A 21897-nucleotide genomic window follows, 5' to 3' on the forward strand; every position below is an offset into this window, starting at 1 on the left:
AATCAATCACCCATCGGTCTAATTGTGCAATCAGACTTGAAATCTTTAGATCTATGGGATTCTGCTTCATTCGCTGATACAAACCCTGATTATTAAAGGGTTCACAATGAGGATTAGTAGAGTGCTATAGGCTATGAAAACCTTACCATAATACCCTCGTTTAGCATACAATAGCGTCTATGATGTGTCAATCCGTTGAAAGTTAAAAAACTTTTCTATAATGAGAGAGCACACAAAATGTTCACAATTTCATCAAACTTTAGGAGAGTTGTGACATTCATGCAAAAAAACTGCTAATGTTCAGTATACATTGATTTTTCTAAGAACGATATCAACCGTTTGTCATATTTTTCAAAAAAGCCCACATGCACGTTTGCATGTGGGCTTTTCATGAATCATTCTTATTTTGTTCCATACATACGGTCACCAGCATCACCAAGACCTGGGATGATGTAACCTTTTTCGTTTAACTTCTCATCTAATGCCGCAATGTAGATATCAACATCTGGATGATGTTTTTGCATTTCTTCTACACCTTCTGGTGCAGCAATCAGACACATGAAGCGGATGTTTTTCGCACCGCGTTTTTTCAAGCTGTTTAATGCTTCTACAGCTGATCCGCCCGTTGCAAGCATTGGGTCTACTACGATAAATTCACGCTCTTCCACATCAGATGGAAGCTTCACATAATATTCAACAGGCTTTAATGTCTTCGGATCACGGTATAAACCGACATGTCCCACTTTGGCAGCTGGAATGAGCTTCAAAATCCCGTCTACCATTCCAAGACCTGCTCTTAAAATCGGCACAACTCCGAGTTTTTTACCTGAGATCACGTTTGATTTAGCGACTTGTACAGGTGTTTCTACATCTACCTCTTCAAGCGGTAAGTCTCTTGTAATTTCAAATGCCATTAATGTTGCGACTTCATCCACTAGCTCTCTAAATTCTTTTGTTCCTGTATGAACGTCACGAATATATGTAAGTTTGTGCTGAATAAGCGGGTGATCAAATACATAAACCTTTGCCATTGCTTGCTACAACTCCTTTTCTGTCATCTTCCGGTGAACTTTGCACACTTCCTACAATTCTACATAAAAAGACATCATCTTTCAATATGATTCGCAAATCCTACAAAAAAAACCCACATGCCAAAAATAGGCAAATGGGTCTGCATCTTAATAATCTAATTCTTGATATAGAGGGAAACGAGCTGTCAGATCAGATACACGCTTTTTCGCCTCTTCTAATTTCGCTTCATCTTCATGATGTTTCAGAGCAAGCGCAATAATGGAACCGACTTCTTTCATCGCTTCTTGATCGAAGCCACGGCTTGTCACTGCTGCTGTACCTACACGTACACCACTTGTAACAAATGGTTTCTCTGGATCATATGGAATTGCATTTTTGTTCACCGTGATACCAATTTCATCAAGAACGTTTTCTGCAATTTTTCCTGTAATGCCAAGAGAGCGCAAGTCGATGAGAACAAGATGGTTATCTGTTCCACCAGATACAAGCTGAATATCCTCAGATAAAAGGGTTTCAGCTAGTTGTTTTGCGTTATCAATCACGTTTTGTGCATATGTTTTGAAATCTCCGTTCAATACTTCACCGAAAGAAACAGCTTTTGCAGAGATCACATGCATGAGTGGTCCACCTTGAATACCAGGGAAGATCGATTTGTCGATCTTTTTACCAAACTCTTCACGGCATAGAATCATTCCGCCGCGAGGTCCGCGCAATGTTTTGTGAGTTGTCGTTGTCACAAAATCAGCGTAAGGAACTGGATTTGGATGAAGACCTGCTGCAACAAGACCCGCGATGTGAGCCATGTCCACCATAAAGTAAGCACCGACTTCATCGGCAATTTCACGGAACTTTTTGAAATCAATTTGACGTGGGTAAGCACTTGCCCCCGCTACGATGAGTTTCGGCTTATGCTCACGTGCCTTTTCAAGTACATCTTGGTAGTCGATATGTTGTGTTTCTTTATCTACACCGTATTCTACAAAGTTGTACTGTACGCCGCTAAAGTTTACAGGGCTTCCATGTGTTAAATGCCCGCCATGTGATAAGTTCATGCCTAGCACTGTATCGCCATGCTCAAGGATTGTAAAGTATACGGCCATATTCGCTTGAGCTCCTGAGTGAGGCTGTACGTTCACATACTCAGCGCCAAAAATTTCTTTTGCGCGGTCACGTGCGATATCTTCTACAACGTCTACATGTTCACAGCCGCCATAGTAGCGTTTACCAGGGTAACCTTCTGCATATTTGTTTGTTAAGACAGAGCCCTGCGCTTCCATGACTGCTTCGCTTACGAAGTTTTCTGATGCAATTAATTCGATTTTGTCCTGCTGGCGTTTCCGCTCTAGTTGAATTGCTTTGAATACTTGTGCGTCTTGCTCAGGTAAATGTTTCATCAGCGAAATCCTCTCCAATCTATTTCCATTCGATGTTTTCACCATCTCATTGTACACGGTTTTTGAGTAAAATGTAAAAGTTTTTTTTGGAAAATCGACTTCTTTTTTATGAAAACCCGAATATTCAAGGGGTGGAGCGTCTTCATCATTCAACATTATATTAGAAATATATCCGAACTATGATCTTGTATAAACGGCTCGTTCTCCGCCAATCAGCTTTGGACGAGTTTTTGCAAACGTCACATGTGCTTGTCCTAATTGATGACGGCTGAGACGGACCGGTACAGCTACCCGCTTTAAGTGCATGCCGATTAATGTATCACCGATATCAATCCCTGCATGCGCTGAAATGGATTCAACCAGCACAGGGTGTTCCATTTGCTGATACGCATGCGCCGCCATAGAACCACCCGCCTTACGGACAGGTACTGCCGCTACAATTTCTAAGTTAAGCCGGTACGCCACCTCTTCTTCCACAACGAGGGCACGATTCAAATGCTCGCAGCATTGGAAGGCCAATTCAATTCCTGTCTCGCGTCTCAGTTGATCGAGCTCTTGATAAATAGCTTCAGCAATTTGCTCACTTCCCGCTGTCCCAATGTGCTCGCCAGCCACTTCTGACGTACTGCAGCCAATCACTAAAATGTGGCCGGCTCGCAGTTCAACTGTTTGATGAAACTCTTTTAACATTTCAAGCCAATCTTGACCAATGTTCATGTTAAGCGCTCCTTACAGGTGCTTTTCTTCGTAATCAGCGATTTTACCAATCCGCACAGCATGACGTCCTGCAGTAAAATCTGTTGTCAGCCAAATGTGAGCAATCTCTCTTGCCAATCCTGGTCCAATGACTCGTTCTCCCATCGCAAGAACATTTGTATCGTTATGTTCTCTCGTCGCCTTTGCACTGAATGTATCATGCGCCAGTGCACAGCGGATGCCTTTCACTTTGTTTGCTGAAATGCTCATACCGATACCTGTCCCGCAAATCAAAATGCCGCGATCGACTTCCCCGTTTGCCACCATATTGGCTACAGGAAAAGCATAGTCAGGGTAGTCTACAGAACCTGATCCACATTCACAACCCATATCAATGTATTCAATCTTTAATTCATCCATTAGTTGTTTGATTTCTTCACGAATATTCGTTCCGCCGTGATCGGATGCAATGGCTACTTTCATCGGGCAATTCCTCCTAAGGGTGAGTTAATCTGTCATGTCTTACATTCATTCTTTATTTACAGTTATATTTTAACCTCTGCCTAGTCATTTGCAAACAAAAGCAGAAAAACCGTTTGCGCAACGGTTTTACAGGTTGTCCATTTATGAGGATTTGTGACCCTGTTTAAGCTTTTTAGCAAGTTGATACAATAGCGTTTCTAGTTCATCTCGTGTCTCCTGATAAATGGAGAGACTCCCTCCAAATGGATCCGACACGTCACCTTCTGATCCTGTCGCAAATTCTTTTAGAGTGAAGACCTTGTCTTTCACATGAGCATATTGCTCCACAATCAACTGTTTATGCTGAATCGTCATGGTGAAGACATAATCTGCTTCATGAAGAAGTTCTTCTGTTAGTTTAGACGACGAGTGATTCAGTGGAATGCTTTTCTCAAATAATGCTTCGACTGCTTGAGGAGAAGCCTTCCCTGCATCAGAGGCGAAGATGCCCGCTGATTTTACAGTGACCTGTAAGCCTTTTTCATCTGCAATGGAGGAAAAAAGGGCTTGAGCCATCGGACTTCTGCAAGTATTTCCCGTACAAACAAATAAGATATTCATCTTTCGACCTCCTTTTCTTCTATTATATAGCATTTCATTCTACATGTTATGTAAGGAGACTGGCTAGAGCGGAAATAATAATTTGATTCCAAAGGCTAGTAAAATCAATCCGCCAAGCGCCCCGCTGTATGAACCTACCCATGACCGAACCTGTTTACCGAGTAATAATCCAAGCCATGTGAGCATCATACTAAAAAAGCCAAACAATAAAATGGTCATCAACACCCGAGAACCGTAAATCCCCAGGCTTAAGCCAACGGAAAAACTATCTAAACTCACACTTGTTGCAAAAAGAACGAGACCGGCCCCAACAGGTGCGATAAATGGCTTATCTTCTTTTCGGATAGAAGCGATGATCATTTGCAGACCCAGCACCAAAAGCAGCGCCCCGCCTATATAGGTAGCAAGGAGACCGAGCCAGCCTGATAGAAGCTGACCTGTTAGCATACCAAAAAGCGGCATAAACATATGAAATATACCAATGACAAGTCCAATATATAGGATCTGGCGGAATCTCAGCTGAATCATCCCCATGCCGAGTCCAACCGAAAAGGCATCCATTCCAAGTGCAAAAGCCATGATACTGAGTGTCAGCAATTCGCCAGCTAGTTCATTCATATAAATCCCCCTTGGACACGCATTCTCCTTTAACCTATGTTTGTCCAAGAGAGGTTAGAACTATTTGAATGAAGAGAGAGTGCGCCCTCCTGCCGCTTTTTGCAGACGGTTCATGATCGCAGAACCAACTCCCTGCTCTGAGAAGGCTTCTGAAATGATCAAGTCTACATCCGTTTCATCAAATTGTCTCAGCACACGATATAAGTTTGCCGCAACCGTTTCAGGCTTTTCTCTCCATCCACAGCTAAAGATAACATCTGCCGCAAACCATTCCTTCTTTTCTTCTGTTGTCAGCACACCTACTTTTAGCCCTTCAGCTCGGTACTTCTGAATGTGCAGCTGCATGTCTTCATCACTTCCATGAAATATATACATTTGTGCTTCAGGTGCATAATGTGTGTATTTCATTCCCGGCGATACTGGCGCCTCATCCTTTTTCGTCAACCCTGGATCCATGTTGACCGTTCCTACGACCTCTTCTAACGCTTCTTTTGTAATACCGCCCGGCCTTAAGATCACTGGAATCTCCTCTATACAGGATACAACCGTTGACTCCACGCCAATACCTGTTGAACCACCATCGACAATGCCAGCAATTTTCCCATCAAGATCACTCGCGACATGATCCGCAAGTGTCGGCGACGGTTTTCCCGAACGGTTGGCACTAGGCGCGGCAATTGGCAGACCAGCTGCTCGGATGAGTTCAAGCGCAACAGGATGATCAGGCATTCTTACGCCTACTGTCGTTAAACCTGCCGTCACCTGCTTTGATAATGTTCCCGGCTTACAAGGTAGAACAATGGTGAGAGCGCCTGGCCAAAAGGCATCCATCAGCGCTGTTACTTTTTCATTTTCTATTTGCGCAAATTCATGAAGCTGTTGAACATCCGCAATGTGAACAATCAACGGATTATCACTTGGGCGTCCTTTCGCTTCATAAATTTTCTTCACAGCCTCTGTCTCTTTTGCATTTGCCCCTAGTCCATAAACCGTTTCTGTCGGAAAAGCGACCACTTCATTCTGCCGCAACAACAGAGCTGCTTGTTCAATTTGTGGATAGTATGTGGATAAATCCTTTTTTAAATCCACAGACCACCTTTTTGTATTTAACATCATACAAACTCCTTTTAAAAAAGATAAAACTGTTGATATATCTCAATTATCCTTTTGAAAGTATAAAAGATGCTACTAAATAAAACAAGCGTTGTCCACAATTTGTGGATAACGCTTGTTTTACAGTGGATAAGTATGTGAATAAGTCCGGTGTTTTGTGATTAACTCGCTGTTTTTTGCAGCACAACCGCCTGCTCTTTTCCCAACGACTCTTTTGCATGCGCAGATACCCACACACTTTCTGGGATTTCCTCTATAGGCGTAAAGCCCATCAGCGCTAAAAAATCATGCGAAGAGGAGTGATTGGCTACAACATAAAAGGTGTCCACACCTTGTTTTTCCCCTAGCGTTTGAACACTTTGGAACAGAGAAACGATATGCCCCTGACCAAGTTTATCTGATATCACAAGTGATCTTAGCAATCCTTCTTGTTCATTTAGTCGTTCAAGACCTAAACAGCCTGCAAGCTCACCGTCTGCATCTTCCATGACTACAAATGACGTACGCTCTGCAATCGTCACCCCGCCTTTTGCTTGGCCTTTTTCAAGAAAAGCATTAATGGCCGGGGCATCTTCTTCTGTCGCTATTCTTAATTGATAATACATGCTTTCACCTCTTTTTGTTCTCTTACTTCAACTCTATGAGGCAAAAACAGATTTAGACCTTTTTTAAGAGAAAAGACTAGAGACCCATTCGAACAGAAAGAATTTCACTTCACCCGTCTCTTCTTCTTTTACCACTTCATTGACAGATTCATTTGATGGCTCTGCAGCTACCTGCTCTTTATCATCTCCTTCTGGTGAGGCGATCGCTTCTCCGTTTGAAAAATCGATAAAGCAGAGCGGTGGGAATAACACACACCACCAATTGGCTCCGTCTCCTTCCCCTAACGTAATCAAAATGGCTTCATATTTCCCAGCAGGATAAACAAAGTTACCATATAGCTTTGTTGGAAATGAGGCTTTTTGAAAGCTGACCGATACGGATTGATCAATGTGTTGTTCCTTTAATTTTGCTTTGGCAATACGATTGATGTCTGGAAGCTTTGAACGAATCACACGTCTAGCTTCTTCAATGGATGTGAGGTCTTTCACCCACTCCGTTATATTGGCATTGACCTCATCTCGAATACTTCGTTTCACATCTTGATCTGCCGACTGGTCACTGTTGGCTAAAATGCGTAAACGAATGGCTTCATCTGGAATCACAACAGGCTGATTGGCAGAAGCAGCCGCCGTCTCCTCTTTTCCAAGGTTTGCAAAAGCACCACATAATAATAGAAACATATAAAGACAAATCATCATTTTACTTTTGAACATGATGTGTTCCCCCCACTTTTTCTCTTCGCTACAAACATTGTGTCCAGGAAACGCATCTCGTAAACAGCAAAAATGATTTTTTTAATAGATTATGAGTAAAAAACAACTACATGAGGTGAGCGAATCAATGTTTTTTCTGCATGCAAAAAAGCCATTCAACAACTTATGAACGGCTTTTTAGTGAGGATTGGTAATCGGAAGGGTACAGTCTTCCATCCCAATCTCGGCTGATTTTTAATCCCGAATCTGTTTTGATAACTGTCATTGCACCTTTTTTCTCAATTTCCTTTTTGACCTTTCCTTTATGGTCAATAAATTGAATGATCATTTCATAGTCAAATTCAATCCTGTCATCGCTTTCATCTGAAGGTGTAAACGTAATTTTTTTCAGTTTAATTTGACAATCTTGATCTTTTGCTGCTTCTAATACACTTGGAAACATACTGTCTTCTGTATATTCTTGATATTCATGCTCGGTTAAATAATCCTTCAACTTCTCCTTCATGTCAGATAGGTCATCCGTCCGATTCACTGTGTATTGTGCTTTTTTATAGTTTTCCCCAAATGCTGCTGCTTCTTTTTTAAAGCTCGGTTTACCGCAAGCACTCACAATCAATAGTACACTGACGATGACCAACACCATCGCATACCTTCTGTTCACACCATTCGCTCCTTCAAAACAAATTTATGTAAAAAATCATGATCAGAATGTTCATTCTTCTATATATACGTTTCCCTTTTACCATAAGTTTCATCTTTACATAATAAAATAGTCCGACTTTATTCAGCCGGACTTCCGTTTTGAATGTGTGCGCAAACCGCTCGATCCTTTCCATTGATGTCCTTGATGATATGAACATCAGCTGAAGGGAACGCCTGCAAAAGAAGCGCTTTTACATCTTGTGCTTGTGTATGTCCTATTTCAAGGACAACCACTGCTTGCTGATGAAGTACTTTGTGGAGATCACAGGCGATACGCTCATAAAACCACAGGCCATCACGCCCATCTGTCAGCGCATTGACAGGTTCATGCTTTGTGACAACCTCTGATAAACCATCCATTTCTTCTGCCGCAATATAAGGCGGATTGGAAATAAACACATCGACTTTGATGCCTTGAGCCATAATCGGTTCAAGTAAATCCCCTTGGACAAAATGAACGTCTGCACCAAGCGCTTCTTGATTTCGCTTTGCTACTTCAAGTGCTTCATGTGAAATATCCGTCGCTGTCACAGTGAGAGATTCTTTTTCAAGAGCTAACGTAATCGCAATTGCACCGCTACCTGTTCCTACATCAACAGCTTTGAGCGGCTGATCATCAGGAAACACACGATTCATCATGTTTAATGCCGCCAGCACCACTTCCTCCGTTTCAGGACGAGGAATCAGAACGTGTTTGTTTACCTCAAAAGGACGCCCATAAAAAAATTCAACACCCGTTAAATGCTGCACAGGCACTCCACGCTTGTGCTGTGCGACGAATTTGCTGAATTGTGAATCTTGCTCCTCTGGCAGTGGATCATGAAAACGGGCAAGAAGTTCACTTCTGCTCCATCCAAGCACATGCATCAACATTAACTCTGCTGCGTTTTGGTCTCTGCCCGCTTCCGTTAACAAAGAAGAAGCCCATTTAAGGGCTTCAAAGATCGTTCGCTCTTTATTTTGCATTTTGAAGTTTTCTTGCTTGGTCTTCCATAATTAATGCATCAATGACCTCGTCAAGTTTTCCTTCTAAAATTTGATCAAGCTTTTGAATCGTCAATCCGATACGGTGGTCCGTCACGCGGTTTTGCGGGAAATTGTACGTACGGATACGCTCTGAACGATCCCCTGTTCCAACAGCAGATTTACGGGTTTGATCATATTCAGCTTGTGCTTCACGCTGGAATTTATCATAAATTCTCGCACGCAAAACTTTCATCGCTTTTTCTTTGTTTTTGATTTGTGATTTCTCATCCTGACAGGAAACCACTACACCGGTTGGAAGGTGAGTCAAACGAACAGCAGACATTGTGGTATTAACACTTTGTCCCCCTGGTCCGCTTGATGCGAATGTATCCACACGAATATCTTTTTCGTGGATATCAATTTCAACTTCCTCAGCCTCTGGTAATACAGCAACTGTCGCTGTTGATGTATGAATACGGCCGCCTGACTCAGTTTCAGGAACACGCTGCACGCGGTGTGCACCGTTTTCAAACTTTAGTTTAGAATATGCACCTTTACCGCTAATCATAAAGATGATCTCCTTATAACCGCCAGTTCCAGTGACACTCGCTTCCATGACTTCCGTTTTCCAGCCTTGCATTTCAGCATAACGGCTGTACATACGGTACAGGTTTCCTGCAAACAGCGCAGCCTCTTCTCCGCCCGCTGCACCACGAACCTCCACAATAACGTTTTTATCGTCATTCGGATCTTTCGGGATGAGCAAGATTTTCAGCTCGTCTTCTAAACGTTCTGTTTCCTCTGTGAGCTCTGAAATTTCTTCTTTGACCATGTCGCGCATATCGGCATCGAGCTTATCTTCCAGCATGGCTTTCGCATCACTTAGCTGATCATATGCCGCACGATATTGTCTATATACCTCAACAGTTTCTTGAATATCAGATTGTTCCTTCGAATATTCACGAAGCTTCTTAGGGTCGTTCACCACTTCAGGGTCACTTAAATATTCATTTAGCTTTTCATAGCGTTCTTCAATTGATTTTAAACGGTCTAACATGGTCTTCACCTCTGTTTTGTGCGTAACAGTCTAATTATAGTATAGCGGGGTATGACAGTCAAAAAAATTTCCAAAACAATTGATTTTCTGCAATTTTTCACTAGAAAACACGATCTTTGGCGATTGGTTACTTGTTTTGTCTAACGTGAAGGAACGGATGCTCACGAAAGAGAATGGTACTTGTAATTGAAAAAAGGGAGGGCATTTGGTTTGAATACAAATGAGGTTGCAAAGGAAATTGGTGTATCTTCAAAAACCATTCAGCGCTGGGTCAAACAGCTCAACATCCCTGTCGCCCGGAATGAACTTGGACATTACGAATTTCATGATGACATTGTCCAGCTGCTCAAAGAGGTCCAACACCAAATGAACGAAGGTGTGATTCTCCATGACATTAGACTGCCGATCCATGAAGAAACCGCCCAGCAATTATCACCTACTGTAGAAACTTCTGACTCATCAAAACGGATAGAAGCCTTAGAAGAACAAGTGAAACAGCTCCTTCAAGAGCAATCACATGTCAGTCATATTGAAGCCCGTTTCCAAGAAATAGAACGGAAACTCGCTAAGAAAGCAGATGAAGGCGTTTCCTACCAGCTCCTCCAGCACAGAAGAGAAATTGAAGAATTAACTGCAAAATTAGAACGCCTCACAGCCACATTGACAAAACCAAAACCATCAAAAGAAGAAGAAAAGGAAAAGGCACACCCCGACATGAAAAAAAAGCGTGTGCTCTTCCCTCTGTTTCATTCATTTCGCTAAGAAAGGCTGCCTAACGAGGCAGCCTTTCTACTATATTATACGGTAAGTGCAATAATGATCGGTAATGTAATGAGTGACATGATTGCACTGATCACAAATGCCGATGCTGTTTCTGCTTCCTGTTTCTCAAATCGAGTGGCGATCATGGCCGCAACAGCTGAACCTGGGAAGGCAACAAGCAATACAGCTTTTGTAATTTCATCAGCCGAAAGTCCCATAAGAATGGCGATAAAATACATAAGTAACGGTTGTACAGCTACTTTGAGCAATGCGATACTGAAAGCTGGTAAGCTCAGTTTAATTTTGCGGATACCGACTGTGACACCGACTGCAAAGAGCGCAACCCCTGATGTCACACTTCCAATTTCCTCTAGCATTTCATGTCCGATTTCAGGAAGTTTAAATCCTAAAAGAACAAGAATGATACTTGCTAACGGTGCAAGCGCAAGCGGCTCTGATAAACCGTGCAAAATCGCTTTCGTCGTCATTTTTAGGAAACTTTCGCCGTCTTTGGCTTTTCCTTTTGTTTTTTCACCGACAGTTGACACAATAATAGCAATTGGATCAAGCAATGCATTTACAACTATTCCGGTAATAGCAATCGGAATTGCAACTTCTTGAGCCCCAAATAAACTGCCCAAGACCGGAATCCCCATAAATGCAAAGGTCGGTTGTGCTGAGTTTAATGAGAAAACAGATGAATCTGTTAAATCATATTTAAAAGCAAATTTCGTAACTAAAAGGATAATGATATAAAAGCCTACGATTCCGAGAATCAATGCAACGAAAAATGGAATTTGACTATAGAATTTATCTTTTGGTGTTGACAGAATGCTGGCGATAAAGTGCGCTGGCAAAGCATACTTTGTAACAAGTGTACTTACACCTTTTGCAGATTTAGCGTCATAGCTGCCGAAGTTCCCTGCGAACCAACCCAGCGCGATAACGAAAAAAATCGGTGCTAGGAGGATCAAAATATTTAAAAAGTCCATCTTACTATTCCTCCTTGAATCCTTTACATGTTTCTTATTTTATAGCGGCATTGCTTACATTACCCGAAACAATGCCGCGTTACACATTTTATTATGCTCTTACAATTTTTTTATATTCAGGAATCCACATAGCATCTTTCACAGCTTGTTCGATGTTGTCAGGTGTTCTTCTTGCGACACCATCTTTAATTGCTGCTTTTGCTACTTCAACAGCTACCTTGATTGATACTTCTTGCAATTTATCAATGCTTGGAAGCAGTCCAGCTCCTGGTTTTTCATGATCAACCATTTCAGCGATCGCATTTGCAGAAGCAACGAACATGCCTTTTGTGATAATTTTTGATTCCGTTACGATTGAACCAAGACCAAGTCCAGGGAAAACGAACGCATTGTTTGATTGTCCGATTTCATGTTCAATTCCGTTATACTCGACATTTTCGAATGGGCTTCCAGTTGCAACAAGCGCACGACCGTCTGTCCATTTGAATAGATCTTCCGGTACTGCTTCAGCAAGTGGAGTTGGGTTAGACATCGGCATGATCACTGGACGCTCTGTATGAGCTGCGATTTCTTTAATAATTTCTTCAGTGAATGCGCCACCTTGACCTGATGTACCAATAAGAATGGTTGGCTTCACCTTGCGAACAGCTTCAGCAAATGAGATTTGTCCTTTTTCATCACGAGCCCAGCCTTCTACTTCATCAGAAGAACGAAGGTATGGTTTTTGGAAATCAAGCACTTCATCTTCAAACTGATCTGTTAGCAACCCTCTGTAGTCTAACGTCCAGAATGCATTGTTTGCTTCTTCTTCACTTAGACCTTCAAGAACCATTGTGTCACGCATTTGATCGGCGATTCCGATTCCAGCTGATCCAGCTCCGAAAATCATCACACGGTGATCTTTCAATTGAGTACCAGTTTTCTTGACAGCTGCAAGAACACCCGCTAAAGTAATGGCACCAGTACCTTGGATATCATCATTAAATGTTAAGATGTTGTCGTTGTATTTTTTCATGATGTTACGCGCATTTTTGTTTCCAAGGTCTTCCCAGTGAAGCAATGCTTTCGGGAAGAATTTAAGTGCTGCTTTTACATACGCATCAATGAACTCTTCGTATTTTTCACCTTGTACACGTTTGTGGTGGTTCCCGATGTACAATGGATCATTTAATAATTTCTCATTGTTAGTTCCAACATCTAATACAACTGGAATCACGCGGCTTGGATCAATCCCTGCTGCAGCCGTGTAAACAGCTAGTTTACCGATTGCGATGTTGATACCACCAACACCCCAGTCACCAATTCCAAGAATACTCTCAGAGTCAGTTGCTACGATGAGGTCGATGTCGCCTGCTGTTGCATGTAAGTTTTCAAATGCTTTCTCAATGCCGTCAATGTTGTCGATTGAAAGGTAGACACCATGAGGTCTTCTGTATTCATGGCTGTATTCTTGAATCGCTTCACCAACAGTTGGTGTGTAAACAACAGGAAGCATTTCACGAAGCTTGTCCGTTAGAAGCTTATAGAATAATACTTCGTTACGGTTTTGCAAATCACTTAAGTATACGTTTTGACGAAGACGATCTGGCTGAGCTAGAAATTGCTTGTATGCTCTCTCTGCTTGCTGTTCTAAAGTCAGAACAGTTGGAGGAAGTAATCCTTCTAGTCCAAGCTCTTGTCTTTCTTCTTCAGAGAAAGCAACGCCTTTGTTCAACGTTGGAATCGATAATACATCTTTACCTGTCAAAGTGGTTTCGAGGTACCCTTCTTTTGTTTTCTTCACGTTGTTCATCAAAAACTACCCTCTTTCTAAAATATAAATAAAGTGAACTATTAATACAAAGAACGATCAAGGAGAAAAATCCTTAATCAAAAAAATTATGACAAGAAATCGAACTTTTCGTTTAAATGCTTTACACTACAGTTAGTCATTTTATGCCTGCTTATACCAAAACGCAAGCGTTGAAAATTAGATAATTTTTTCGTAGCGTTATTTAATTTATTTAAGTACAAATGATGGGTGTTCAGCCAAAAACTCGAAAAACGAAACACAGCGGCATTTGCTATTTTTTTAATTGTCAAGTGTTGTACCAACATCTAGTTTTGGTACTTCATGGTGATGTCTGCATCGTGCTTCGTATGATTCCTGCGCACCTACTAAAATAATGGGATCATCATAGGATGCGGGTTTACCGTCGATCAAGCGTTGTGTTCTACTCGCTGGGGAGCCGCATACCGAACAAACTGCTTGAAGTTTTGTTACAAGCTCTGCACATGCCATTAAATGTGGAACAACACCAAATGGCTCTCCTCTGAAGTCTTGATCAAGGCCTGCAACAATGACTCGGTAGCCTTTATCAGCCAATTGAGTGACAATATCAATGATTGTCTCATCAAAAAATTGCACCTCATCAATGCCAATGACATCGGTTCGTTCTGATATGTGCGTTATTATGTCTTTTGGTGAGGTTACTGCAATCCCATCGACGGATGAACCGTTATGTGACACAACTGAGCTTGTGCTATACCGGTTATCAATCGCTGGTTTGAATATTTTTACTTCTTGTTTGGCAAAGGTGGCTCTTTTGGCTCTCCGAATCAATTCTTCCGACTTTCCAGAAAACATACTTCCGCAGATGACTTCAAGCCAACCGCTTTGTTTCATCACATACATAAGGTCTTCTCCCCCGTTTTAAAGTTCCATCAATCCACGTAAAAAAACAGGCAAGAACGGATTCCTGCCTGTTTATTGTATCTATTATTACTTAAGACCGTATTTTTTGTTAAAGCGGTCAACACGTCCATCAGCAGAAGCGAATTTTTGACGGCCTGTATAGAAAGGATGGCACTCAGAGCAAATCTCGATGCGTACCTCTTCTTTTACTGATCCAGTTTCAAACTCATTTCCACAAGCGCATTTGACTGTAGCTTTTTTGTAGTTAGGATGAATTCCTGTTTTCATCTACTGTCATCTCCTTCCGCCCTGAATCCAATTCGGAAACAGAGTTAATATCTCAGAATAAATTCTGAAACGCACATGATAAAATTATAACAGTGTGAGTCTATGATTGCAAATGTATTTTTTCAGGAAGCTATCTTCTTGATGCAGACATATTTGCTTGTTTCCACTCTTGCGTTAAAATATCGAAAAATTCTTGGTTTGTCTTTGTTTTTCTCATTTTGCGCATGAATTTCTCAGCGAAATCAGGTGTATCTGACATTGATTTTCTCATCGCCCATAGACGATCAAGATGTTCTTTAGGCACAAGCAGTTCTTCTTTTCTTGTACCGGAACGACGAATGTCGATGGCTGGGAAAATTCTTCTTTCTGCAAGAGAACGATCTAAATGGAGCTCCATGTTTCCTGTTCCTTTAAACTCTTCATAAATCACATCATCCATACGCGACCCCGTATCAACAAGTGCAGTAGCTAAAATGGTCAAGCTCCCACCTTCTTCGATGTTACGCGCAGCACCAAAGAAGCGTTTTGGACGGTGGAAAGCCGCTGGATCAATACCGCCGGAAAGCGTTCGGCCGCTTGGCGGGATGACAAGGTTGTATGCCCGAGCAAGCCTTGTGATGCTGTCCATTAAGATGATGACATCTTTTTTATGTTCAACTAGACGCATCGCACGCTCTAATACAAGCTCTGCTACTTTAATGTGGTTTTCCGGTACTTCGTCAAAGGTTGAGCTAACGACATCCCCTGCAACAGAACGTTCGATATCTGTTACTTCCTCTGGACGTTCGTCAATAAGAAGAACAATCAGTTCTGCCTCTGGATGATTTTCAGAGATGCTGTTGGCAATTTCTTTGAGCAAAATGGTTTTCCCAGCCTTAGGCGGTGCAACAATTAAACCACGTTGCCCAAACCCAACTGGCGCCATCATATCCATAATTCTAGTAGACAGGTGATTAGGCTGTGTTTCAAGAATCATTTGACGATCAGGGAATAGCGGCGTGAGTGCAGGAAAGTGAACACGTTCCTTAGCTGATTCTGGGTCGTCCCCATTTACCGCTTCGACATGAAGGAGGCCATAGTAGCGTTCATTCTCTTTTGGAGGTCGTACCTTTCCAGACACCTTATCACCATTTCTTAAATCAAAGCGTCTGATTTGTGAAGCTGAAATATAAATGTCTTCAGAACTTGGGGAGTAGTTAATTGGTCTTAAGAAACCAAATCCCTCTGACTGAATAATTTCTAGAACCCCTTCCATAAATAAGAGATCCTCTTGCTCAGCATTCGCCTTTAAGATGGCAAAAATTAATTCTTTTTTTGTTAGTTTGCTGTAATAAGAGATTTTGTACTTTTTTGCTAACTCATACAGCTCTTTTAATTTCATATTTTCCAAAGATGAAATCGAAACATCTTTCAATATGGACACCACACTTTTCTAGTCAATGTATTTCATTACAAATGCATGACCATTGTATTTGATTAGCTTTTAATTCCGTTTTTGTTGGAATGACCTCGCTCTCATGGTAACGCTCCCACTCGTTTTATCGTAAAGATAGGAACAATGTGAAATTGAGCTTTGTCAACATAGAGAAGGATAATGAGTATATCGTCATGATGCGGCAGTATTTAAACTTGTTGAAGCTTAAAAGAAGTAAATTCGCAGAAAATTTCGCAGCACTCTTTAGTTTTACCTCATTTGCAGGGAATATTCAACTTTAAAAAGAAAATGATATATATTTGACACCTATATGAAAAGCGGGTAAAGAATACCCGCTTTCAGATTACGGACGAATGACAAGATTCGGTTTTTTCTTTAAACTGTGTCTGCCATCGACGAATCGAACAGTACCTGATTTCGCACGCATGACAACACTATGTGTTGTTCCAACAGAGCCTTTAAATTGAACACCTTTTAATAACTCGCCATCTGTTACACCTGTCGCTGCAAAAATGGCGTCATCGCCTTTCACGAGGTCTTCCATTCTGAGGACTTTTCCAACATCCAGTCCCATTTTCTCACAGCGTCTCAGCTCTTCTTCACTTTGTGGAAGAAGCTTACCGTGGATTTCTCCACCAAGTGCTTTTAACGCAACAGCAGAAAGGACACCTTCAGGCGCTCCACCTGAACCAAATAGAATATCAACACCTGTGTGATCAAATGCTGTATTAATGGCTCCTGCAACGTCACCATCATCGATCAGCTTGATTCTTGCTCCAGCTTCTCTCAGCTCAGCAATGATCTTTTCATGTCGCTCTCTGTTTAAAATTGTCGCAACAACATCTTCAATATCTTTGTTTTTCGCTTTTGCAACAGCACGAAGATTGTCAATGACAGGCGCTTCAATGTCGATGCAGCCTACCGCTTCTGGACCTACTGCGATCTTATCCATGTACATATCAGGTGCATTCAGCAAGTTGCCATGATCTGCAACAGCAATAACAGCTAAAGCATTCCAGCCGCCGCTTGCCACAATATTTGTTCCTTCCAATGGATCAACAGCGACATCCACGCGAGGTCCATATCCGTTTCCAAGCTTTTCCCCAATATAAAGCATTGGCGCTTCGTCCATTTCTCCCTCGCCGATGACCACAGTTCCCTTCATCGGAATCGTATCAAATACATCACGCATGGCACTTGTTGCAGCATCATCCGCTTCGTCTTTTAAACCTCTACCCATCCAACGAGCAGATTTTAATGCAGCTGCTTCTGTCACCCGTACTAGTTCCATCGATAAACTTCTTTCCATTTTTGTCCAAATCTCCTCTCACAGTCAAAGCCTTATGAATTTTGAAGTTCTTCTATTTCTTGGTCACTCAGCTTTTCACGCCAGATGGTTGCACCCAAGCCTTCAAGCTTCTCCTCAAGCATACTATATCCTCTGTCTATATGTTCAAGCCCTGTGATTTCAGTCACACCGTCTGCCATTAACCCTGCAACAACGAGACAAGCACCTGCTCGCAGATCACTTGCTTTGACCTTTGCACCTTGAAGCTGCGTTTGACCTGTAATAATGGCAGATCTTCCTTCCACCTTCATATTAGCACCCATTCGACGCAATTCGTCAATGTGTTTAAAGCGGGCAGAGTAAATGGTATCTGTCACGACACTCGTGCCTTTCGCCTTTGTTAACAAAGCCGTCATCGGCTGTTGAAGATCGGTCGGAAAGCCCGGATACACAAGGGTTTTGATATCGACAGGCTTGAGTCCTTCATTCTTGCCAACGATCAGCATTTGATCGTTGCTTGTTTCAATTGTGAATCCCATCTCTCTAAGTTTCGCCGTAATTGATTCTAAATGAGTTGGGATCACATTATCAAGCACAACTTCATCACCCATCGCTGCACCTGCAATTAAAAATGTACCTGCTTCTATGCGGTCAGGGATGATGGAATGCCTGCAGCCATGAAGAGATTCCACACCTTCGATCCGAATCACATCCGTCCCCGCACCTTTGATTTTAGCTCCCATGCTTGCAAGCAGTGTCGCTACATCAATAATTTCGGGTTCTTTTGCGGCATTTTCTATCACTGTTTTCCCTTCAGCCAGCACGGCTGCCAGCATGATGTTGATGGTCGCACCTACACTGACAACATCAAGATAAATACGGGCTCCGACTAATTTTTCAGCGCGCAAATAAATCGCACCCTGTTCGTTTGTCACCTCGGCTCCAAGTGCTTCAAAGCCTTTGATATGCTGATCGATCGGTCTAGGTCCTAAGTGACATCCCCCTGGCAATCCAATGACAGCCTGCTTGAATCTACCGAGCATAGCACCCATTAAATAATAGGATGCTCGTAGTTTCTTCACTTTCCCATTAGGAAGCGGCATACTGATCATGGAGGCAGGATTGACAACCATCTCACCTTTTTCAAACGTGACCTTTCCGCCAATCTCTTCTAACAGATCTCGTAATGTGTCAATATCTGAAATATGCGGAAGGCCTTCAATGGTTACTGGAGAATCAGCGAGAATCGTGGCAGGAATCAGTGCCACAGCACTATTTTTCGCACCACTAATATGTACGGTCCCGCGCAAGGGGTCACCGCCGGCAATGTTTAACTTTTCCATATTTGTCTCCCTTCTTAAAGAAGATCACTGTTGGAGTTATACTGTTTGTGGATGTCGCGCTTTAAAAGGTCTTGTCCAAAATTTAGCCAATATCAAGAGAAAGAATACAGGTTAAACGAAATTTGTCGGAAGAAAAATAATCGAAGCTTTGCGAGGCTGTGATGTTCTCTTCTTTGCACAAAACATTTCTTAGCGTATTTAAGGAAAACTGCGGCAAACGGATGCGTATCCGTCTGCCACAATCACTTATTTATTCCAGTCTGCTAAAAATTGCTCAATGCCTGCATCCGTTAATGGGTGTTTTGTCAGCTGCTTGATGACTTTCAGCGGCATTGTGCCGATATGAGCACCTCTAAGCGCAGCTTCTGTCACATGCTGCGGGTGACGAATGGATGCAGCAATGATTTGTGTATCTAATCCATGAACATCAAAAATGGTTTTCACTTCACTAATGAGATCAAGACCATTTTGGCCAATGTCATCTAAGCGGCCGAGGAATGGAGAGACATACGTCGCACCAGCTCTAGCTGCAAGAAGTGCCTGGTTTGCACTAAAAATCAACGTGACGTTTGTTTTAATTCCAAGGTCAGTTAACGCTTTGACCGCTTTAAGACCGTCTGTTGTCATTGGAATTTTCACTGTGATATTTGGTGCAATAGCAGCCAGCTCTTTTCCTTCTTCGATCATTTCTTCTGCTTTGAGAGAAATGACTTCCGCACTAACTGAACCTGATACCACATCAGTGATTTCACGAAGGCGGTCGTGGAACGATACGTCCTTTTCTTTCGCTACTAAACTAGGGTTTGTTGTCACGCCTGCTAAAATGCCAAGCTCGTGTGCCTCTTTGATGTCTGCGATATTCGCTGTGTCTACGAAAAATAACATAACTGTGCCACTCTCCTATCAATAAATTGTCTGAAATGTAAATTTGATTGCGCTTTCTCAAGATATGGAGAAAACCGCCTGTGACTCAGGCGGCTTTCGGTTCTCATCAAATTATGCTTGGTTAGAAGAACCAAATTCACGCATTTTGCCGATAACAGTCGCTTTAATTGCGTCACGAGCTGGTCCAAGATATTTACGTGGATCATACTCTTCTGTTTTTGCAGCAAGTGTTTCGCGAACTGCTTTCGCAGAAGCAATTTGGTTTTCAGTGTTTACATTGATTTTTGCTGTACCAAGTGAAATCGCACGCTTGATGTCAGCAGTCGGGATACCTGTTCCGCCGTGAAGAACAAGTGGAAGTCCAGTTGTTTTACCAATTTCTTCCATTTCAGTGAAACCAAGGTTTGGTTCACCTTTGTATGGACCATGAACTGAACCTAGTGCAGGCGCAAGGCAGTCAATACCAGTACGTTCTACAAGCTCTTGGCACTCTTTTGGATCAGCATAAATAACGCCCTCAGCGATGACGTCGTCTTCTTGTCCACCAACAGTTCCAAGCTCAGCTTCTACAGATACACCGTGGAAATGTGCAAGCTCAACTACTTTTGCAGTTGTCGCTACGTTCTCATCAAATGGATGGTGAGAAGCATCAATCATCACAGAAGTAAATCCTGCATGAATGGCTTTTGCACAAGATTCAAAGCTTGAACCGTGATCTAAATGAATCGCAACAGGAACTGTTACATTATATTCTTCGATTAACGCTTTTACCATTGCGACAACTGTTTTGAAGCCGCCCATGTAGCGTCCTGCTCCTTCAGATACTCCTAAAATAACTGGAGATTTCTCTTCTTCAGCAGCTTGTAAAATCGCTTGCGTGAATTCTAAGTTATTTAAGTTAAACTGTCCAACAGCGTAACCTTTTTCCTTTGCGTCTTTCAACATTTCTGTCATTGAAACTAAAGGCATGATGAAAAATCCTCCCTATGTAGCTAATTTGCTTACTAAAAAAAGCTCTCCACCCTAGCATGACCAGAATTTCTCGCCATATGTAAACTTTCAAAGTCAGATCGCTTTCTTCTTCTTATCTAGAATACCAATTATTCGACAAATCGGCAACAGAATGACTTGATTCAATCATTTCCATCTAGCCATTTGTTTCGAGCGGCAAGTATTCTTTGACCGCATCACGGATTTCATCAATATCAAATGGTTTAGCAAAATGCGTTAATGCACCGAGCTCTTTAGACTCTTGAATCATATCTAGTTCGCCATAAGCTGTCATAATGATCACGCGGATGTCTTCATCAATTAATTTCATGCGTTTTAAAATCTCAATGCCATCCATTCCGGGAATCTTCATATCAAGCAGGACGAGGTTTGGTCTATGGTTTTTCACAATATCTAATGCCTGTAGTCCGTTAGCGGCTTGAAAGGTTTGATAGCCTTCTTTATGAAACACTTCATTCAGCAATATTCTAATACCGTACTGATCATCGACAATTAAAATTTTCTCATTCATCTGTTACACCCCATTGCTTTCATTTTTCGCCATAAAAAGAGCTGTTGTTAAATAATTCTGTTTGATTTTCACATTTCCTTTAATTATAATAGTTTACTTTACGACATTTTCTGAGCATTTTTCCTAATATTCTCTTTATATTCTATTATAAAATGATCTGACAGAAGGAGGAAATGAGTCTTGTTAAAAATTTTCACTACCCAATTATCAGGTATTTTTTCACGTATTGGAGATAAGCAGGCCGAAGCGATCGAAGACGGTGCACGCCTTCTTGCTCAGGCCGTTGTCAGTGGACATGCCGTGTATTTTCATGGCAAGAATGAACTGGCGGCTGTAGCCTTAGAGGCATCTGAGAGCAAGGAGCCGTTTCCGGGTGCGAAGGTTCTGCCGCTGGATCAAAAGGAGCGCAGCTTACTTCATCCAAGTGACAGGGTGCTTTTATTTTATTCAGATCCAGAAGATCAAGAGATTCAATCCCTTGTCAAAGAGCTTCACGAACAAGGTACACCTATTGTTGGGGTCGGTCCTGCACAAAAGGAGACATCATTCATTGAAGAGCATTGTGATGTCCACATTGATTTTCAGCTCAAAAAACCACTTGTGCCTGCTGAAGATGGAACAAGGTTCGGCTATCCTGCATTGATGACCTGCTTATATGTCTACCATGCTCTATCGTTTACTGTGAAAGAAATCGTTGAGGAATATGAATAAAAAAACTGCCGAGAAGA

At 42.0% G+C, this 21897-nt stretch carries 24 protein-coding genes; 2 read left to right on the plus strand and 22 right to left on the minus strand.

Annotated features, from left to right (window positions below; all coding sequences use genetic code 11):
- Positions 1-401: 401 nt before the first annotated feature.
- From upp to prfA, 12 genes are all read right to left on the minus strand, one after another.
- The gene (gene upp / locus NSQ64_RS18715) at positions 402-1031 is read right to left on the minus strand and encodes a uracil phosphoribosyltransferase (RefSeq protein WP_003214553.1); all 630 of its coding nucleotides are present in this window, start codon (positions 1029-1031) and stop codon (positions 402-404) included.
- 147 nt (positions 1032-1178) lie between these two features.
- Positions 1179-2426, minus strand: a complete 1248-nt coding sequence (glyA, locus tag NSQ64_RS18720) for a serine hydroxymethyltransferase (RefSeq protein ID WP_024718755.1) — start codon at positions 2424-2426, stop codon at positions 1179-1181.
- Positions 2427-2603: 177 nt separating this feature from the next.
- Positions 2604-3143 carry a TIGR01440 family protein gene (locus NSQ64_RS18725; RefSeq protein ID WP_135009591.1) on the minus strand — a complete coding sequence of 180 codons (540 nt, stop codon included), beginning with the start codon at positions 3141-3143 and terminating at the stop codon, positions 2604-2606.
- Between the two features lie 12 nt (positions 3144-3155).
- Positions 3156-3605, minus strand: a complete 450-nt coding sequence (rpiB, locus tag NSQ64_RS18730; protein WP_025208132.1) for a ribose 5-phosphate isomerase B — start codon at positions 3603-3605, stop codon at positions 3156-3158.
- A gap of 141 nt (positions 3606-3746) precedes the next feature.
- The gene (locus tag NSQ64_RS18735; RefSeq protein ID WP_341017765.1) at positions 3747-4205 is read right to left on the minus strand and encodes a low molecular weight protein arginine phosphatase; all 459 of its coding nucleotides are present in this window, start codon (positions 4203-4205) and stop codon (positions 3747-3749) included.
- Positions 4206-4268: 63 nt separating this feature from the next.
- Complete coding sequence (locus NSQ64_RS18740) at positions 4269-4823, minus strand: manganese efflux pump MntP (RefSeq protein WP_025208133.1); 555 nt, start codon at positions 4821-4823, stop codon at positions 4269-4271.
- A 60-nt stretch (positions 4824-4883) separates the two neighbouring features.
- The gene (locus NSQ64_RS18745; RefSeq protein ID WP_080964928.1) at positions 4884-5936 is read right to left on the minus strand and encodes an L-threonylcarbamoyladenylate synthase; all 1053 of its coding nucleotides are present in this window, start codon (positions 5934-5936) and stop codon (positions 4884-4886) included.
- Between the two features lie 161 nt (positions 5937-6097).
- The gene (locus NSQ64_RS18750; protein ID WP_007497650.1) at positions 6098-6541 is read right to left on the minus strand and encodes a GNAT family N-acetyltransferase; all 444 of its coding nucleotides are present in this window, start codon (positions 6539-6541) and stop codon (positions 6098-6100) included.
- 63 nt (positions 6542-6604) lie between these two features.
- Complete coding sequence (gene spoIIR, locus NSQ64_RS18755) at positions 6605-7255, minus strand: stage II sporulation protein R (RefSeq protein WP_017360045.1); 651 nt, start codon at positions 7253-7255, stop codon at positions 6605-6607.
- Between the two features lie 163 nt (positions 7256-7418).
- Complete coding sequence (locus tag NSQ64_RS18760) at positions 7419-7898, minus strand: hypothetical protein (RefSeq protein WP_019743247.1); 480 nt, start codon at positions 7896-7898, stop codon at positions 7419-7421.
- Positions 7899-8035: 137 nt separating this feature from the next.
- On the minus strand, positions 8036-8923 hold the full coding sequence (gene prmC, locus NSQ64_RS18765) for a peptide chain release factor N(5)-glutamine methyltransferase (protein WP_024718760.1): 888 nt from the start codon (positions 8921-8923) through the stop codon (positions 8036-8038).
- Complete coding sequence (gene prfA, locus NSQ64_RS18770; RefSeq protein WP_008343422.1) at positions 8913-9980, minus strand: peptide chain release factor 1; 1068 nt, start codon at positions 9978-9980, stop codon at positions 8913-8915. Before prfA ends, prmC begins: the two co-directional genes overlap by 11 nt.
- 210 nt (positions 9981-10190) lie before the next feature.
- On the opposite strand from prfA, the gene racA reads away from it, so the two are divergent.
- Positions 10191-10742, plus strand: a complete 552-nt coding sequence (gene racA / locus NSQ64_RS18775; protein WP_056704212.1) for a chromosome-anchoring protein RacA — start codon at positions 10191-10193, stop codon at positions 10740-10742.
- Positions 10743-10777: 35 nt separating this feature from the next.
- Here racA and NSQ64_RS18780 read toward each other — a convergent pair whose 3' ends face one another.
- From NSQ64_RS18780 to NSQ64_RS18825, 10 genes are all read right to left on the minus strand, one after another.
- Positions 10778-11734 carry an AEC family transporter gene (locus tag NSQ64_RS18780; protein WP_007497662.1) on the minus strand — a complete coding sequence of 319 codons (957 nt, stop codon included), beginning with the start codon at positions 11732-11734 and terminating at the stop codon, positions 10778-10780.
- 91 nt (positions 11735-11825) lie between these two features.
- Positions 11826-13526 carry an oxaloacetate-decarboxylating malate dehydrogenase gene (gene malS / locus NSQ64_RS18785; protein ID WP_024718762.1) on the minus strand — a complete coding sequence of 567 codons (1701 nt, stop codon included), beginning with the start codon at positions 13524-13526 and terminating at the stop codon, positions 11826-11828.
- A gap of 279 nt (positions 13527-13805) precedes the next feature.
- Positions 13806-14408: a thymidine kinase gene (locus tag NSQ64_RS18790; protein ID WP_007497666.1), complete on the minus strand. Its 603-nt coding sequence runs from the start codon at positions 14406-14408 to the stop codon at positions 13806-13808.
- Between the two features lie 87 nt (positions 14409-14495).
- Positions 14496-14696 (minus strand): 50S ribosomal protein L31, encoded by a 201-nt coding sequence (gene rpmE, locus NSQ64_RS18795; protein ID WP_003215407.1) that lies wholly within the window; start codon positions 14694-14696, stop codon positions 14496-14498.
- 130 nt (positions 14697-14826) lie between these two features.
- Entirely contained in the window at positions 14827-16110 is a 1284-nt protein-coding gene (gene rho, locus NSQ64_RS18800; RefSeq protein WP_007497667.1) for a transcription termination factor Rho, read from the minus strand.
- Positions 16111-16474: 364 nt separating this feature from the next.
- Positions 16475-17440, minus strand: a complete 966-nt coding sequence (gene glpX / locus NSQ64_RS18805; RefSeq protein WP_007497670.1) for a class II fructose-bisphosphatase — start codon at positions 17438-17440, stop codon at positions 16475-16477.
- Between the two features lie 32 nt (positions 17441-17472).
- Positions 17473-18762 (minus strand): UDP-N-acetylglucosamine 1-carboxyvinyltransferase, encoded by a 1290-nt coding sequence (locus NSQ64_RS18810; RefSeq protein WP_341017772.1) that lies wholly within the window; start codon positions 18760-18762, stop codon positions 17473-17475.
- Positions 18763-19008: 246 nt separating this feature from the next.
- The gene (gene fsa, locus NSQ64_RS18815; RefSeq protein ID WP_003215343.1) at positions 19009-19647 is read right to left on the minus strand and encodes a fructose-6-phosphate aldolase; all 639 of its coding nucleotides are present in this window, start codon (positions 19645-19647) and stop codon (positions 19009-19011) included.
- A gap of 111 nt (positions 19648-19758) precedes the next feature.
- Positions 19759-20616 carry a class II fructose-bisphosphate aldolase gene (locus tag NSQ64_RS18820; protein ID WP_142152999.1) on the minus strand — a complete coding sequence of 286 codons (858 nt, stop codon included), beginning with the start codon at positions 20614-20616 and terminating at the stop codon, positions 19759-19761.
- A 178-nt stretch (positions 20617-20794) separates the two neighbouring features.
- Complete coding sequence (locus NSQ64_RS18825; protein WP_003214681.1) at positions 20795-21169, minus strand: response regulator; 375 nt, start codon at positions 21167-21169, stop codon at positions 20795-20797.
- A gap of 180 nt (positions 21170-21349) precedes the next feature.
- Here NSQ64_RS18825 and NSQ64_RS18830 point away from each other — a divergent pair, with 180 nt between their 5' ends.
- On the plus strand, positions 21350-21880 hold the full coding sequence (locus NSQ64_RS18830) for a DUF2529 domain-containing protein (protein ID WP_008343445.1): 531 nt from the start codon (positions 21350-21352) through the stop codon (positions 21878-21880).
- Positions 21881-21897: the final 17 nt, after the last annotated feature.

It is taken from the genome of Bacillus sp. FSL W8-0183, assembly GCF_038006825.1.
GTDB classification, from domain to species: Bacteria; Bacillota; Bacilli; order Bacillales; family Bacillaceae; genus Bacillus; species Bacillus altitudinis.